The following is a 16,025-nucleotide window of genomic DNA, read 5'->3' as shown; positions in this document are numbered from 1 at the left end:
CGAGCGTTCGCATTCCCGTTCGTTACTTCAACCAAGAGGTTTTCAAATGCAAAAGATCGATCGCGCCGCTCTCGTGCAGGCAAACATCGCTGGTGGCACCGCCAAGGCGTCGAGTACGTCTTCGTCGAACACTACGGTGGAAATCAACATTTCCGCCGGCGGTTAAGACCGCCGCTCTCTGAATTGAGAGCGCGACTGACCAGTCAAAGGCCTCCGGTTTTCGGAGGCCTTTGGCTTTCCGAAAGCCTCACGTCCAGTCCGTTTCATCGTCCTTCAGATTGGGCAGCGTCAATCCCGAAGCCGGCAGCGGCAACGCGGTCTTATATCGCACCTGCTTGAGCGCAAAGCTCGAACGGATATTCGATACCCCCGGCATCTTCGTGAGCCGTTCCAGAATGAAACGCTCCAGCGCGGCCACGTCGGGCAGCACGACGCGCAACAGATAGTCGGCATCGCCCGTCATCAGATAGCACTCCATGACCTCCGGACGCTCGCTGATTGCCTGCTCGAAGCGGGCCAGCGCGTCCTCGATCTGCTTTTCCAGACTCACCTGAATGAACACGTTGATGCTCAAGCCCAGCGCTTCCGGGCTCAGCAGCGTCACGTGCTGCCGGAAAAGCCCAGCTTTTTCCAGCGCGCGCACGCGATTGAAACACGGCGTCGGCGACAGATTCACGGCGCGCGCCAGCTCCGCATTCGTGATGCGCGCGTTCTGCTGCAACTGGTTGAGGATGCCGATATCGATGCGATCAAGGCGCTGCCTGGCTTGCGAGCTCATAGTGTAAAGATTCCGGTTTTGGACGTTTTCGCAGAATAAACACACTATCGCAAAGTGCGGCGGCCGACAAATCAGACGCATATTTTGTCGAGAACTGGATATGCTTGAAAGCATTTCAGCCCATATGCGGAGTCGTGCCATGACGGATTTGTCGAGCGGGACCAGCCAGCTTCTTTCTCTCGCGCGAGGCCGTGAGGACACGGACCCCGGCGAAACCGCCGAATGGCTGGAGGCGCTCGACGCGGTCGTCGCGCACGTGGGCAAGGAGCGCGCGCAGTATCTGTTCGACCGGCTCGCGGAGCATGCGCTGTCGGTGGGCGTCGAATCGGCGCGGGCGCGGGCGACGCCTTACGCGAACACCATCGCCGTCGGGAATCAGCCGCCGTATCCCGGCAACCTCGATATCGAAGAGAAACTCGCGGCCGTCCTGCGCTGGAACGCGCTCGCGATGGTCGTGCGCGCCAACCGCGCCTATGGCGAGCTGGGCGGCCATATCGCGAGTTACGCGTCGGCGGCGGACCTGTTCGAAGTCGGCTTCAATCACTTCTTTCGCGCCGCCGGCGACGACCACGGCGGCGATCTCGTCTACTTCCAGCCGCACTCGTCGCCGGGCGTGTATGCGCGCGCGTTTCTCGAAAGCTTTCTCGACGAAGACCACTTGCGCCACTATCGGCGCGAAATCGCGGGGCCGGGGCTGTGCTCCTATCCGCATCCGTGGCTGATGCCGGACTTCTGGCAGTTTCCGACCGGATCGATGGGCATCGGTCCGATCAATTCGATCTATCAAGCGCGCTTCATGCGCTATTTGCAGAATCGCGGGCTGAAGCAGACCGAAGGGCGCAAGGTCTGGGGCTTCTTCGGCGATGGCGAAATGGACGAGCCGGAATCGATCGGCGCGCTCTCGCTGGCGTCGCGGGAGCGGCTCGACAATCTCGTGTTCGTCATCAACTGCAACCTGCAGCGGCTGGACGGCCCGGTGCGCAGCAACGGCCGCATCGTCGATGAACTCGAAGCGCAGTTCACCGGCGCGGGATGGAACGTCATCAAGGTGCTGTGGGGATCGGACTGGGATGCGCTTTTCGCCCGCGATCGCACGGGCGCGCTCCTGCGCGCGTTCGCCCATACCGTCGACGGCCAGTTCCAGACCTTTTCCGCCAACGACGGCCGCTACAACCGCGAGCGCTTCTTCGGCCAGAATCCCGAACTGGCGGCGCTCGTCGCGCATATGTCGGACGAAGACATCGACCGCTTGCGGCGCGGTGGCCACGACGTGCGCAAGCTGCACGCGGCCTACGCGAAGGCGCTGGCGCACAAGGGCCATCCGACCGTGATCCTCGCCAAGACGATGAAGGGCTTCGGCATGGGCACCGTGGGCCAGGGCCGCATGACGACGCATCAGCAAAAGAAGCTCGATCTCGACGACCTGAAAGCCTTCCGCGACCGCTTCCGTTTGCCGCTTTCGGACGCCGACGTCGAGCAACTGAAGTTCTACAAGCCCGCCGACGACGCCCCCGAAATGCGCTATCTGCGCGAACGGCGCGCGGCGCTGGGCGGTTATCTGCCGCGGCGGCGGGCGCGTGCGTCGCAATCGCTCGTGCCGCCTGCGCTCGAAACGTGGGCGCAGTTCGCCATCGACACGGCCGGCAAGGAAATGTCCACGACGATGGCGTTCGTGCGCATGCTCGGCAGCCTCATGAAGGACGCGACGCTCGGGCAGCGCATCGTGCCCGTGGTCGCGGACGAGGCGCGCACGTTCGGCATGGCGAATCTCTTCCGGCAGGTCGGCATCTATTCGCCGCTCGGCCAGCTGTACGAGCCGGAGGACATGGGTTCGATGCTCTACTACCGCGAGGACACGCGCGGGCAGATTCTGGAGGAGGGCATTTCGGAGGCGGGCGCGATTTCATCGTGGATCGCGGCGGCGACGTCGTACAGCGTCCACGACCTGCCGATGCTGCCCTTCTACATCTATTACTCGATGTTCGGCTTCCAGCGCATCGGCGATTTGATTTTCGCGGCGGCGGACCAGCGTTCGCGCGGCTTTCTGATCGGCGCGACGGCGGGGCGCACGACGCTCGGCGGCGAAGGTTTGCAGCATCAGGACGGCACGAGCCACCTGACGGCATCGACCATTCCGAACTGCCGCGCGTATGACCCCGCGTTCGCGTACGAAGTGGCGGCTATCGTCGATGAAGGCATGCAGGCGATGATGCAGCGGCAGGAAGACGTCTTCTACTACATCACCGTCGGCAACGAGAATTACGCGCAGCCGTCCGCGCCCGGCAAGACGCTCGACGCGTCCACGCGCGAAGGCATTCTGCGCGGCATCTATCGCATTCAGGACGATGCCGCCGCGCCCGCCGCGCAAGTGCAATTGCTCGGCTCCGGCGCGATCATGAACGAAGCGATCGCCGCGCGCGCGATGCTGAAAGCCGACTGGAACATCGACGCCGCCGTGTGGAGCGTGACGAGCTACACGGAGCTGCATCGCGATGGCGCGGCGTGCGAGCGGCTCTCGCGCTTAGCCGACGATTCCGGCACGCCGTACGTGACGCAGGCCCTGGAAGGATCGCGCGGACCGGTGATCGCCGCGACCGACTATGTGCGCGCCGTGCCCGAGCTGATTCGCGCGTACGTGCCGCGCCGTTACGTGACGCTCGGCACCGATGGCTTCGGCCGCAGCGACACGCGGCAGTCGTTGCGCGCGTTCTTCGAAGTGGATCGCGTGGCGATCGTGCTGGCGGCGCTGAAGGCGCTCGCGGACGACGGCGCGATCCCGCGCGCGTTGCTCGCCGATGCGCGCGCCAAGTACGCTCGCGATCACGCGGAACGCGACGCGCCCTGGACGCGTTAATGCCGCTGGCTCAGCAGGGCGCGCACTTCGTCGTCGCTCGTCTGGTCGAAGTCGAGATAGAACTGGCCGACGCCCAGGTACTGATACGGCCGCAGCACGCACACGAATTCGTCGACGACGCCCGCCACGCGCGCTTCCGAATCCAGCGGCGCAACCGGCACGGCCGCGACGATCGACGCGGGCGGCGCGTGGGCTCTGCGCAGCGAGATGGCGGCCGCTTTCATCGTGGCGCCGGTCGCCATGCCGTCATCGACGATGATCGCCACTTTGCGTGCAACGTCGAGCGGCGGACGTGATCCGCGATACAGCGTCTCGCGCCGTTGCAGCTCGGCGCGCTCGTTCGCGATGACTTCATCGAGCGCGGTCTTCGACACGCCCGCATAGTCGACGATGCGCTCGTCGAGATAGAACGCGTTGCCGGACGCGATGGCGCCCATCGCCAGTTCCGGCTGCCACGGAACGCCGAGCTTGCGGACCACGAGGACGTCGAGCGCGGCATCGAGCGCGCTCGCGACTTCGAACGCGACCGGCACGCCGCCGCGCGGCAGGCCGAGCACGATGACGTCGTCACGCTCGGCGTAAGCCGAAAGCAGCGCGGCGAGTTCGCGGCCCGCGTCGCGCCGGTCGATGAAGGTCGAGGTCATGGGTTGTCCTCGGTATGAGCGATGCCCGCGCGGGCATCGCGCAATCCTCGCCGATCACTTCGTCCATTAATTCGACAACGAAAGATACGGCGAGCTGAACGCTTGCGGCGGGAACAGCGGCTGCACGTTGCCCTGCCGGTTGAAGCTGTATCGCACGTACACCGCCGCCAGCCAATCGCGATACTGATACGCGTTTCCGAACGACGCCGTCGCGCCGAACGTCAACTGCGGCGCGAGCTGATATTCGCCGGTCGCGCTGAGCGAATACGACACGCCGGTCTTGCTCTGGCCCGGATAAGCCAGCGCGCTCGCGTCCGGCACGGCGACGGAGTCGGGCACGCCGGCCGGGAACATCGCCGACGCGTCCTCGCGATAATGCTGCACGCCCACCGATCCCTTTACATCGTAGGTGAAAAGCCCGGCGCGTCCCATGTATTCGACCGGGAAATTGAGGATCACGTACTGCTGCGGGCTGAAGTAGCCGCCTTGCCCGTACGTGAAGTACGACAGGTTCTTGCTGTAGTGCATGAGCGTCGTGTTCGCGCCGACCGTCAGCGTCTGGTCCGCGTCCTTGAGGATGCGCGTGTAGACGCCGCCGCCGCCTTTCTCGGCGGTGTTCGACGCGACATGCCGGCCGTCGAGATACTGGAACGCCGCGTTGACGTAGACGCCGCTCGTGCCGTCGTCCCAGCCGAGGTCCGCGCGGCCGCCGCTCGATGTCACGCCGCCCCATTCGAGGCCCGCGCCGGCATCGCGTGCGCCGGCGTAGGAGAGCAGGCTGTCGGTGACGGCGCGGCGCGCGACGGCGATCGAATACGACACCTTGTCGCTGATCGCGTTCTGATATTGCACGCCGCCGACGACGTTCGTCTCGCGAAAGCCGAGCGGCGTCGTGCCGATATCGCCCTTGAAGTGGCGATTCTCATAGCCGACCGAGAGACCGACGCCCGTCGCGGTCTGCGACCCGTAATTGTTGACGGGCGGCGTCGAGAGCGCGCCGTTGCCCGATCCGAAGCGCAACAAAGTTTGCGGCGTGCTGCTCGCGGTGCCGGCGTCGAGCGTGACGGGCGTCGCGCGCACGATCACGTGTCCGTTGCCCGCCTTGATGCGGCCTTCGATGGGCGCTTCGATATCGGTCAGGTTCGACAGGCCGTCTTCGCCATCGCGACTGCGGAACGTGACGCCGCCCGAGATCGTGCTGGCCTGCTCGCGGTTGATCGCCGCGAGTTCTTCGGCGACGCCCGCAGTCTGCGAGTTCGCGATGCCGCTGGCGGGCGCGGCGGGCGCGGGCATGCCGCCGGCGGTCATCGTGGCGGCGGACGCGGCGCGTTGGGCTTGCGCGGGGTAGTACGGCTGCGCGTATCCGGCGGGCGGCTGCGGGATGTAGGGCTGCTGGGCGTAAGGTCGCTGGGCGTACTGTTGCGGATACGGTTGATAGGGCTGATACGGTTGTTGATACGCCGGCTGCTGGCCGCCGTATGCCGGCGCTGCTGCCGCCTTGCGCGATGCCGCTCGCTTGCCCGTCGAAGGCGTTGCATTGCTTCCCGATTGCGCATCGCGCGCGGCGGGGGACATCGGCCAGGGCGAAGTGGCGTAGGGGTCCGGCTGCGCATACGGCTGATTGCCGTTTGCCGGATAAGCGTCCGCTTCCTGCCCTGGATACGGCTGTAGCGCCGCACCGGATTGCGCGGAGCCGTAGATGTCGGATTCATAACCGCCGCTTGCTGCTGTCGGCATCGCACCCGATTGCGCGGAGCGATAAGCATCCGGTCCAGTAGCACCGCCGCGCATCGCCACCGCACGCGGCCCGCCCGATTGCGCGGACCCATACGAATCCGGCCCGTACCCTCCACTGCCGCCAGCACGAGGCGAAACGGCAGGCGCGGAATAAGGCGCGGAATAGGGCGCGGAAGGCGCAGGCTGTGGAGGCGGCAGATAAGTCGGCACGGGAGTCGAATAAGACGAATTGAAATTGACCTGCGAATTCCCCGACGCCGCCGCCCCGACCGCCGTCTTGCCTTCGAACGGATTGGTCCCGGGAAGCGGCGTCGAGCCGATACGATTCATCGCGGCCTGCCAGTCGCGCGGCACGTTGCCGTTGCGTCCCGCTCCGGCGACCACAGGCGAATTCGCCGCGACGAGCGACCGCTGAAGGAACTGCGCGGCGAGATCGAGCTTGCCTTGTGCGCGATACATCCGTCCGATTGCGGCGAGCAGTCCGGGATCGTTCGGCGATGCGGCCATCGCCTGCTGCGCGAGCGATTCCGCGAGCCGGAAGTCGCGCACGCCCGTCGCCGCCGATATCACCGCGCTTTGCAACGCGGCATCGTCCGGACGACGCGCAAGCGCCGCGCGATAGCACGCGAGCGCGTTGCGGTCATCGCCCGCCGATGCGTACATGCGCCCCAGCGCCGCTTGAAGGTCCGCGCTGTCGGGCATCGCGGCGAGCCACGGCGCGATCACGTCGTAAGCGCCCGCGAGATCGCCGCGCGTGCGCACCGCATCCGCCTGCGCGATCACGATGCCCACGTTCAGATCGTTGAAGTCGGCGCGCTGCTGCGTGGTGAGCGGCATCGACTGAAGGCGGCGCATGACCGCGCCGAGTTCGGCGGTTTGCTGCGTCGACGAGAGAATGCCGGCGTATTGCAGCAGCAGGCCCGTGTCGTTCGGCGCACGGGCGATCGCGCCGCGCACCAGCGCGAGTCCGCGCGACGCATCCCCCGCCTTCACATACGCCGACGCCACCGCGCCCATCAGTTCCGCGTTGCCCGCCGCGACCGGCTCGGCGCGCTGCAGAATTGCTATTGCTTGCGCGCGCTGGCCCGCGCTCGCCGCACGGGTCGCGAGTTCGGCCTGCTGCTGCACCCACAGGCGATGCTGCAACGCCGTCATCGCGGCCGTGCGCTGCGCCGCCGCCACGCGTTCCAGTTGCGCGAGCCCCGCCGACCAGTCCTGCGTTTCGGCGGCGAGCAGCGCGCTCGCGTAGAGCGCATCGGTCATGTCGGGATGCGTCGCGACGAGGCCGTCCATCATGCTGCGCGCGTTGCCGACCGCGCCTTGCCGCACGTAGATGCGCGCGAGATCGAGACGCAGCCACGGATCGTCGGGGATGTTGAGCAGCGCGTCCTCGAAAAGACTGCGCGCCGCGCCGAGATCGCCGCGCGCTTCGGCCGCGCGCGCCTGCGCGGCCTGCGCCTCGCCGCGCAACTTGTCGATGCCGCCCGCTTTCGCCTGCTGCTCCGCGTTCAGTCGGTTCGCGAACGCGAGCGCCTCGTCGCCGCGTCCTTGCGCGGCCAGCGCGCCGACGAGCCCGCGAATCGCATCGGGATTGTCGGCCTGACGGCGCAGCGCCATGCGAAACGCCGCTTCCGCGCCGCGCGCATCGCCATTGCCGAGCAGCATGTCGCCGAGCTGCGTCTGCGCGGTGACATCGGCCGGATTCACGGCGATCGCGCGTTCGAACAGCGCCTTCGCCTTCGCGATTTCGCCGTTGCTGCGCGCGCCGATGGCATCGCTCGTATAGGTCCAGTACGTTGCGCTCGTGAGCGCGTCCTTCCAGCGCGCGGCGTTGCCCGCACGCGATGCGCGTTCCAGATACGTGCGCGCCTCCGCAAACCGCTCCTGCTTCAGCGCGACGACGCCCAGGCCGCCGAGCGCGTCCGCGTCGTTCGGATTCGCCGCGAGCACCGCCGAAAAGCGCGCCTGCGCCGCGACGAGATCGCCGCGATCCAGCGCCGCGAAGCCATCGGCGACGGCGCGGCCGCGCGCATCGACGGCTGCGTCCGCCTGCGCGCGCTCGCGGGCGGTCTTGTCCTGCTGGACCATCGCGTCGAAGCGGGCCTTGACGGCGGCGTCGTCGGGCGCGGTCTGCAAGTACGCCTGAAACAGCGGCGCATCCGATGCCCGCGCGCCCAGCCACAACAGCGCCTGCCGCCAGCTTTTCTTCGCCTGCGCGCCGACGCTGCCGTCGCCCGCGAGCTTCGCGAGACGCGTGATGCCGTCGCGCCGCGTCGTATCGCGATACGTTAAATGCTGCGCGTAGGCGAGCGCGTAGCGCGGATCGTCGGCGTTCTGGCGCGCGAGCTGGTCGGGCCGCGGCGCGCTTCGTCCCAGCCCTGCGGCGTCGCGGCGAGCGCCTGGTAATACTCGAGCTGGAGTTCTGGTGTCGCGGGCTTGCCGTCGATCGCGCGCCGGTATTCCTGCACCGCCGACGCGCTCTGTCCGCTTTGCGCGAGACGGCGCGCGTCGTTGACGGTCTGATCGCGCGGACTCGCTTCGCCGAGCCGCCGCCCGAGTTCGTCGATGCCCGGATAGTTCGGCGCGACCTGCCGCAATTGCGCGAGGTATTGCTGCGCGCCGCTGCCGTCCTTGCGATCCGCGAGCACCATGCCCATGCCGAAGAGCGCATCGGGCTGCTTCGGGTCGATGCGCAGCACTTTCTGCCACGCCTGCTCCGCGAGGTCGCCGCGCTTGTGCGCCTGCCAGTACTTGCCCTGGTCGATGAGCACGTTGAGCGGATCAGCGCTCGCCTGCGCGAGAACGATCGCGGGCGCGGCACAGAGCATCGTCGCGATGATGCGTTGTCGCGTGCGCATCAGCATGCGCTTCTCCAGTTCGGCACGAGGCGGCCGGATTCGTCGAAGCGGTATCGCCCGTCGATGAAGCCGCCGCCGAAAAGTCCGAGCACGCGGTCGTAGTAGACCGGCTCGCGGCGCGCGCCGGGCGGCGCGCCGAGCGCGTCGAGATGCGCGCGTGCGAGGCCGAGCGCGCGCTCGTCGTTCAGCGCCTTGAAGTACGGCGCGAGCGCGCCCCAGTACGACAGCGGGCCTTCGCCGCTTGCCGCGCCGGTCGTCGCGGCGACTTTCTCCGGCGCGAAACCCGTTTGCGCGACGCTCTTCTGCATGCCGGAGAGCGCGTCGATCCACGGCCGCGCGAGCGGATCGGCGCTCGATGCCACGCCGGCCCACAGATAGACGCGGATCGCGTCGTAGCTGCCGGTGTCGCCGGATTTCGGATCGACGACGAACTGGCCGTCGCGGTAAGCGGCCCAGTCGGGCGCATAGCCGCGCGGTGACGTGACCTTGACGAGCCGCGCGGCGTTCTGCGCGAGCTTCGTCCACGGGCCATCGGGCATCTCGTGCGCAAGCGCGCGCAGCACCGGCAACGGCAGATAGCTCGGATTCAGCCGCGTCACGCCGTTCGCGCGAAATCCTTGCGGACCGGGCAGCAGCATCGGCCCCGAGCCCGGCAGATCGACGATCTCCTGCTTCGCGATCTGCGCCGCCAGCGCGCGCCCGAGCCGCGTGTAGGCGGGATCGTTCCATAGCCGCCCGGCTTGCAGCAGGTCGTAGGCGAACCACAAATCGGCGTCGGATGCCGGGTTCGCGTCCATCACGCCGAACGAGCCGTCCGGCTTGCGGCCCCATTGCCAGGCGGGCAGCCGCGCGTCGTTGGCATCGAACTGATTGGCGGCGAGATTCGCGCGCGTCCAGCCGAGCATGCGATCGAAACTCGCGCGGTCGTTCGCGACGAGCGCGAAGAACATGCCGTAGGACTGGCCTTCCGATGTGGTCTGCTGCGCGTCGGTGGAACGGTCGATCACGCGGCCATCGGCCTGAACCGCGCGCTCGATGAACTGGCGATACGCCGGCCAGTCGCAGGACGGCGCGGCCTGTGCGGCGAGCGCGGGAAGCCCGAGGACCGCGACGGCCACGAGTTTGTCGATAAGCTCACGCATGTCAATCCTTCAGACGCCGCGCCGCGAGCGAGCGCAGCGCACGGTAGAACAGGGCGGCGATGATCAGCGCGGCGATCACCGCGGAAAACACGAGCAACAGCGGATGCGCCGACAGCGCCCAGCGCATGTAATGCATCGGCGAAAGATGGCCGACGTAGTACGCCTCGCCGTTCGATGTCACCGTGACCGTGCGGCCGTGGATCACGGCCATTGCGCCCTGGATGGACGGCAACAGGTCGTTGTCGAGCAGCGCGGCGGACAAGTCCGCGTCCGATTGCCCCGCCGCGCTGATGAGCGCCACCGCGCTGCGCCCGCTCTTGAGCGGCGATTCGAAGCCGGTCAGGAGCGCATCGCCGTTCGCGCTCACGAGCGACAAATCCGCGCGCGCGGGCGAGCGCTCCGGCCCTTGCTCGCCGTGCCACCAGTCGACGACCCTGAACGCCACGTCGCTTAGCTGGAAGGTACGCGCGTCGCCGTCGCCGGAAAACGGCATGTGCTTGGCGAAGCGCTGCAAAAGCGGCTGACGGCCCGGCGCGCCGAGAATCAAGAGATCCTTGTCGGCGAAGCGGTCGACATCGTTTGCGCTCGTCACGGTCACGCCCATCACCGGATAACCCGTCGATGCGCCCATGCGGCCCATCTCCAGCAAATACAGGCTGTAGTCGGCGGAATTCGGATCGTTCGGCAGCACGACCGCCGTCTGCGACAGGTCCGCCATGCGCGTGAACGGAAAGCCGCCGTTGGCGAACGCGGCCAGATCGGGCAGCGCCATGTAATGCGGGAAACCGGAGAGGTCGATGGTCGAATTCGGATCGATCGCGCCGACGACGTTATCGAGCACACGGCCCTGACATTCGCCGGTCTTCGGGATGTCGTAATAAAAGTGCAGGCGCAATTGCGCGCGCGGCGTGATCAGAAGCGGCGGCAGATAGATATCGTGGCGCGCGGCGGCGGTTCCGTCCGGCAGCACGCGGCTGAAGTAATGCGCGAGATCGAACGTGGACGCGGATGCCGCCGGAATGCGCAGCGATTGCACGAAGCCGTTGTTCACGCTGATGTTGAGCGACGAGCGATCCGGCGCGGGCCGCACCGTGTAGCGATACGCGAGATCGATCGGCACGCCCATCGTCTGCCACATGAAGAGATCGGGCGGCACGCGCAGGTTCACGCGCACGGCGTCGGCGTCGTAGCCGTTCGCGGTCAAATCGCGCGCTTCGGCCAGCTCGCCGAAGCGCACGGGGCGGTCGGTGCGCAGCCAGTTCGGCGCGTCGTACGGGCGGCGCGGCTGAAGTTCGCTGAACTGCGTGATGGTCGCGCTCGCGCCCGACAGCGTGTTCTGCCCGATGCCGAGCGCCTTCGCAGCGATCTTCAGCTCGTTGTCGTCGCGTCCCAGCACGAGGAGCAGGCGGCCGCGCGCGGCGGCGCCGCGTTCGACGACCGCGATCGTCGGACCGGACACGGGCGGAATCTCGACGCCCGCGAGCTTCGCATCGGAGAGCGCGAACACGACCGCGTTGCCCGCGAGCGGCACGGCGTCCGTCTGCGCCGGAAAGAGCGCGCCGCGATAACCCGCGAGCGAGCCGAAATACGACGCCACCATGCCCGCCGCCTCCAGTTCGCCCGGGCTCGGCTTGCCCGCGAACACGAACGGCAGTTCGAGACGGCGCACGTCGCGGCGATCGAAAAACGGCTGCGGCAGCGCGGCGAGATCGGGCTTGCTCGCAATCGACGCATACGTGAGATCGAGCGAACTCGCGTTGCTGACGGTCGCCCAGAGCGTCGAATTCGACGGGTCTTCGCACTGCTGCGTGTAATGGCCGATCAACTGCACGTTCAGGTGATTGAACTCGGTGATGAAGCGCGGATCGATGGCCACGTCGCGCGCCACGAGCGTGCCCGCCTGCTCGCGCGGCACCGGCAGCGTCGCGGCCACTTCGCCGTTGACGAGCACCTTCAGTTGCGAGATGGACGGCAAGAGCGACGGTGAATAGCTGTAGATCAGATGCAGCACCGCGCCGGTCACGACTTCGTCGCCGCGCACCGAAAACGCGATGCCGTTCTGGCCGTCCGTGCCGCGCAGTTGCAGCGGATCGAGCGCGCCGTAGTCGGCGAACGTCAGCGTCTGCCGCCGTCCGCCGGGCACGAGCGTGCCGGGATCGGCGGTGGTCGGCATGCGCGAGGTGAGCGGCGTCGCAGGCTTGCCGGAGAACGCGGGAACCGGCACGGCGAGCGCGGGCTGCGCAATCGTGCCCGGGTTATAGACGACGGCGGGACTCACTGGCGTATCGGCCTTCGCCGTTGCCATCGACGCGAGCGGCGCGGCCAGCGCGATCGATAACATCAACGCGCCGAAACGCCGCGCGCGCTTTCCCTCGCCGCGAGAGCGCGGCCTCGATGATCCTTTGCCCATCATTGATCTTTGGTTGTCAGCTTGTTTGCATCGACGGGGCTTTTGCTCATCCCGCTCCGAAGGTCGCTGTACAGATGCTCGAAAAGCCCGGCGATGCCGCGCGTGCCGACCAGCAGCACATGCGACAGGCCGCGCAGCGGCGTATCCGCGAGACGGCCCTCGGACCAGCCTGTCCAGGCATCCGCGCGCGCGAACGTCGTCTTGACAAAGTCGTATTCCTGCTCGCGCGTGAGTTGCAGAAAGCGCAAGCCGACGCGCCCCGGCTCGCTGAAACCGACGGTCGCGGGAAACGCGTATTCCTCGTCGCCGCGAAACAGCGACACGGTGACGCGCTCGTGCATCGGCACCTGAATGCCGTTCGGCAGCTTCACGCCGACGCCGCCTTCCGAATAGTCGATGGTCTCGCACGCGAGCGTGCGCCCCGTCGGAAACTTGAGCATGACGGGCATCGTCATGCTCACGCGATGCGTCGTGCGGACCTGCCGGCGCTCGCTCGCCGCCGCCACCGACGCGCCCAGGATCAGCATGTTGTAGACGGTCCAGCACAGGTTGAGCGCGGTCGTCTGCACTTCGCTGCGCACGTGCCAGTTCATGCCGATATGCACCACGCCCGCGATGAACCCGAGCAGATTCAGCAACAGCAGGAAGAGATACGGCCGCGAGATGGACCAGTCGAAGTAGTCCTTCGCAATCTGTCCGCCCTTGGCCGTCACGTTGAACTTGCCGAGCTTCGGGTTGATGACGGCGAGCAGCGTCGGCGCGGTGATGTACGACGCCAGCACCGACTCATACACTTCGGCCCAGAACGAGTGGCGGAAGCTGCGCTGCATTCGCGAATTGGTGATGCTCGCGTGCATCATGTGCGGCAGCGCGAAAATGGCGATGGTGCTCGCCGCCGCTTCGATCACGTGCGCGCCGAAGAACAGATAAGAGAGCGGCGCGGTGAGAAACACGAGACGCGGCACGCCATAGAAGAAGTGCAGCATGCCGTTCAGGTAACACAGCCTTTGCCCGAGCTTCAGGCCCTTGCCGTGAGCGGATTGTCGATGCGAAAGATCTGCGTCATGCCGCGCGCCCATCGAATGCGCTGTCCGATGTGACCGGAGAGGCTTTCCGTCGCGAGTCCGGCGGCTTGCGGTATCGCGAGATACGCGGTCGTATAGCCGAGCCGATGCAGCTTGAGCGCCGTATGCGCGTCCTCCGTGACCGTTTCCACCGCGATTCCGCCGATCTCCTCGACCATCGAACGCCGCAGCACCGCGCACGAGCCGCAGAAGAACGTCGCGTTCCAGAGATCGTTGCCGTCCTGCACGAGTCCGTAGAACAGCTCGCCTTCGTTCGGCACCTTGCGGAACGTGCCGAGATTGCGTTCGAACGGATCGGGCGAGAAGAAATGATGCGGCGTTTGCAGCATCGAAAGCAGCTTGTCGCGCAGAAACCAGCCGAGGCAGATTTGCAGGAAGGAGCGCGTCGGGATGTGATCGCAATCGAAAATGGCGAGGTATTCGCCTTTCGTGATCTTCAGCGCCTCGTTGATGTTGCCCGCCTTCGCGTGGCGATTGTGCGTGCGGATCGTCCAGTTGACGCCGACTTCCTCGCAAAACGTCTTGAAGTCGGGACGGCGGCCGTCGTCGAGGACGTGGATGGCGAGCTTGTCCTTCGGATAATCGAGCGCGAGCGCCGCGTAGATCGTCGGCTTCACGACGGAGAGCGGCTCGTTGTACGTCGGAATGAAGACGTCGACGGTCGGCCACGCGTTGCGGTCGGCAGGCAAGGGCAGCGGCTTGCGCTTGAGCGGCCACGCGGTCTGGAAGTAGCCGAGCATCAGCACGAGCGTCGCATAGACTTCGGCGGCGACGAGCAGCAGGCCCCACGCGGCGTCGAGCGGACGCTCCCAGTACGTCGTTTCCGTGAGCCGCCAGAACATGTAGCGGCCCGAGGCCGTCACCGAAAGCATGATCATCACGAGCGTCACGTACTGGCCTTGCAGGCGACGAAAGCCGAGCGCGCAGACGAAGCAGAGGGTCGCGAACGCGAGCTGCTGACCGAACGCGAGCGGCACCGTGACGACGAAGTACAGCGCGAACGCGGCGAACAGCGTCATGAGCGCCACGACGATCCGGCTGCTCCAAATACGCGCATCGACGATGCGTTCCAGCCGCGACGTCGCGACGCTCACCTCCGTTTCCTGCGATGGAATCTTCGCCGAACTCATGCGACGTTCCTCGAAGCGGCGATCGAATCGATGGCGGCGAGCAGCCAGTCGCCGCACGCGCGCAAATCGGCGGTGGCTTGCGAGAGCGGATCGTAGTGGATGAGCGTCGTGTCGCACGCGAGCGCTTCCGCGATGCCTTCGTCCTGATGGATCACGCCCGGAAAGAGCTTCGCGCCGAGCATGTCGCGCAGCACTTTCAGCACGTCCTTGCTCAACTGGCGCGACTGATCGACCTGATTCACGACATAGCCCTGACCGGCGAAGTCCTTGCGCGGCGCGGCGTAGGCATCGACCATGCGCTCCATGCCGGGAATCGCGGCGTAGGACGCGGCGTCCGCGAGCACGACGTTGAGCGCGAAGTTCGCCGCCGACAGCGCGGTGCGCGTGTAGACGGAGGAGCCGGGCGGCGTATCGACGATGACGATGTCGTTCGCGTCGAGCGCGAGCGAATGCAGCGATTGCGCGAGCCACGCGGGATCGCGATCCACGAGCGTTTCGAAGCGCCGCCGGTCGTCCTCGACGAGCGCGCCGTAGGGCAGCACGGTGACGCCATCGACACCGTCGAACATCACGGTTTGCCACGGATCGTGGCTCAACGTGGCGCGCGAGATGCCGTCGATGCTGTCGAGCGGAATGCCGAAGTGCAGGCGCAGCGCGTTCTGCGGATCGAGATCGAGCACGATCACGCGACGATTGCGCGCGGCGAGCACCGAGGCGAGATTGGCGGCAAGCGTCGTCTTCCCGACGCCGCCTTTCGCGGAAACGACCGTGATGACTTTCATGAGCGTGGGCCGCCGTTGCGCAAGCGGTGGAATAGCGCGGGAAGGGAATCGTCCGATGCGCGCGGTGCGGCGGGCGCCGGCTGGAAGAGCTTGCCGAGGATCGACGGCGCGGGATCGACGCGAGGCGCTTCGGGCTTCGTTTGCTGCGACTGCGGCGCGGGCGCGGGCGCGCGCGGCGCGGCATCCGCCTGCGACGAGAATCGCGCGGCGCTCAGCGAATCGAGCGCGGCAAGCGCATTCACGGGCGCATTGACGGGCGGAACGGTCCGGCGATGCGAGCGCGCAAAGAGCGGCGGCTTGCCGCGATGAATCGGCGTGGGCGTCGCCTGCTGCGTGACGTGCGGCGCGGGCGCGGGCGCATCGGCGCGCGCATCGTGGCGCTTCGCGATCTCCGGAATGGCCGGTTGCGCGAAGTCGAGCGTCGCGAGCAGCGGCCAGCGCGTGCGGGCGCTCCTGGCCTCGTTCTCACGCCCGATTTCCTGATATTCCCCTGCATTGCCGCCGAAATGATCGAACAGCTTTTCGATGTCGCGCGAAGTATTCATGAATGCCGCATCCTCGTGATGCCCTGCTTGAACCGTGGCCGGTGCTGCGTGCTTTTTTCG

General features: G+C 66.8%; 7 protein-coding genes and 2 pseudogenes. 1 reads left to right on the top strand and 8 read right to left on the bottom strand.

What is annotated here, in order from left to right; translation table 11 throughout:
* Positions 1-247: 247 nt before the first annotated feature.
* Positions 248-778: an Lrp/AsnC family transcriptional regulator gene (locus AWB72_RS12165; protein WP_040051030.1), complete on the bottom strand. Its 531-nt coding sequence runs from the start codon at positions 776-778 to the stop codon at positions 248-250.
* 139 nt (positions 779-917) lie between these two features.
* Here AWB72_RS12165 and mdeB point away from each other — a divergent pair, with 139 nt between their 5' ends.
* Complete coding sequence (mdeB, locus tag AWB72_RS12160; RefSeq protein ID WP_040051029.1) at positions 918-3,632, top strand: alpha-ketoglutarate dehydrogenase; 2,715 nt, start codon at positions 918-920, stop codon at positions 3,630-3,632.
* Here mdeB and AWB72_RS12155 read toward each other — a convergent pair.
* The 7 genes and pseudogenes from AWB72_RS12155 to bcsP all read right to left on the bottom strand — a co-directional run bounded on the left by AWB72_RS12155 (position 3,629) and on the right by bcsP (position 15,965).
* Positions 3,629-4,276: a phosphoribosyltransferase gene (locus tag AWB72_RS12155; RefSeq protein WP_040051028.1), complete on the bottom strand. Its 648-nt coding sequence runs from the start codon at positions 4,274-4,276 to the stop codon at positions 3,629-3,631. The two genes, mdeB and AWB72_RS12155, sit on opposite strands and share 4 nt — an antisense overlap.
* Before the next feature lie 66 nt (positions 4,277-4,342).
* Positions 4,343-8,877 (bottom strand): annotated as a pseudogene (locus AWB72_RS12150) (cellulose synthase subunit BcsC-related outer membrane protein).
* Entirely contained in the window at positions 8,871-10,013 is a 1,143-nt protein-coding gene (gene bcsZ / locus AWB72_RS12145; protein WP_040051027.1) for a cellulose synthase complex periplasmic endoglucanase BcsZ, read from the bottom strand. The pseudogene AWB72_RS12150 and the gene bcsZ overlap by 7 nt, the downstream one beginning before the upstream one ends.
* 1 nt (position 10,014) lies before the next feature.
* Positions 10,015-12,423 carry a cellulose biosynthesis cyclic di-GMP-binding regulatory protein BcsB gene (gene bcsB / locus AWB72_RS12140; protein WP_040051026.1) on the bottom strand — a complete coding sequence of 803 codons (2,409 nt, stop codon included), beginning with the start codon at positions 12,421-12,423 and terminating at the stop codon, positions 10,015-10,017.
* Positions 12,423-14,638 (bottom strand): annotated as a pseudogene (gene bcsA, locus AWB72_RS12135) (UDP-forming cellulose synthase catalytic subunit). Before bcsA ends, bcsB begins: the two are co-directional and overlap by 1 nt.
* A complete protein-coding gene (gene bcsQ, locus AWB72_RS12130) occupies positions 14,635-15,420 on the bottom strand; it encodes a cellulose biosynthesis protein BcsQ (protein ID WP_040051025.1) in 786 nt (261 codons plus the stop codon). The pseudogene bcsA and the gene bcsQ overlap by 4 nt, the downstream one beginning before the upstream one ends.
* Positions 15,417-15,965 (bottom strand): cellulose biosynthesis protein BcsP, encoded by a 549-nt coding sequence (bcsP, locus tag AWB72_RS12125; protein WP_052449940.1) that lies wholly within the window; start codon positions 15,963-15,965, stop codon positions 15,417-15,419. Before bcsP ends, bcsQ begins: the two co-directional genes overlap by 4 nt.
* Positions 15,966-16,025 lie beyond the last annotated feature (60 nt).

This window comes from Caballeronia concitans (assembly GCF_001544615.1).
Lineage (GTDB): Bacteria > Pseudomonadota > Gammaproteobacteria > Burkholderiales > Burkholderiaceae > Caballeronia > Caballeronia concitans.
The sequence above is the reverse complement of the archived record's forward strand: the minus strand, read 5'-3'. Positions and strand labels throughout refer to the sequence as shown.

Bases quoted from the DNA above. Each gene is read 5' to 3' on its own strand.
- AWB72_RS12165 (WP_040051030.1), bottom strand. From the start codon at position 778: ATGAGCTCGCAAGCCAGGCAGCGCCTTGATCGCATCGATATCGGCATC.
- mdeB (WP_040051029.1), top strand. From the start codon at position 918: ATGACGGATTTGTCGAGCGGGACCAGCCAGCTTCTTTCTCTCGCGCGA.
- AWB72_RS12155 (WP_040051028.1), bottom strand. From the start codon at position 4,276: ATGACCTCGACCTTCATCGACCGGCGCGACGCGGGCCGCGAACTCGCC.
- bcsZ (WP_040051027.1), bottom strand. From the start codon at position 10,013: ATGCGTGAGCTTATCGACAAACTCGTGGCCGTCGCGGTCCTCGGGCTT.
- bcsB (WP_040051026.1), bottom strand. From the start codon at position 12,423: ATGGGCAAAGGATCATCGAGGCCGCGCTCTCGCGGCGAGGGAAAGCGC.
- bcsQ (WP_040051025.1), bottom strand. From the start codon at position 15,420: ATGAAAGTCATCACGGTCGTTTCCGCGAAAGGCGGCGTCGGGAAGACG.
- bcsP (WP_052449940.1), bottom strand. From the start codon at position 15,965: ATGAATACTTCGCGCGACATCGAAAAGCTGTTCGATCATTTCGGCGGC.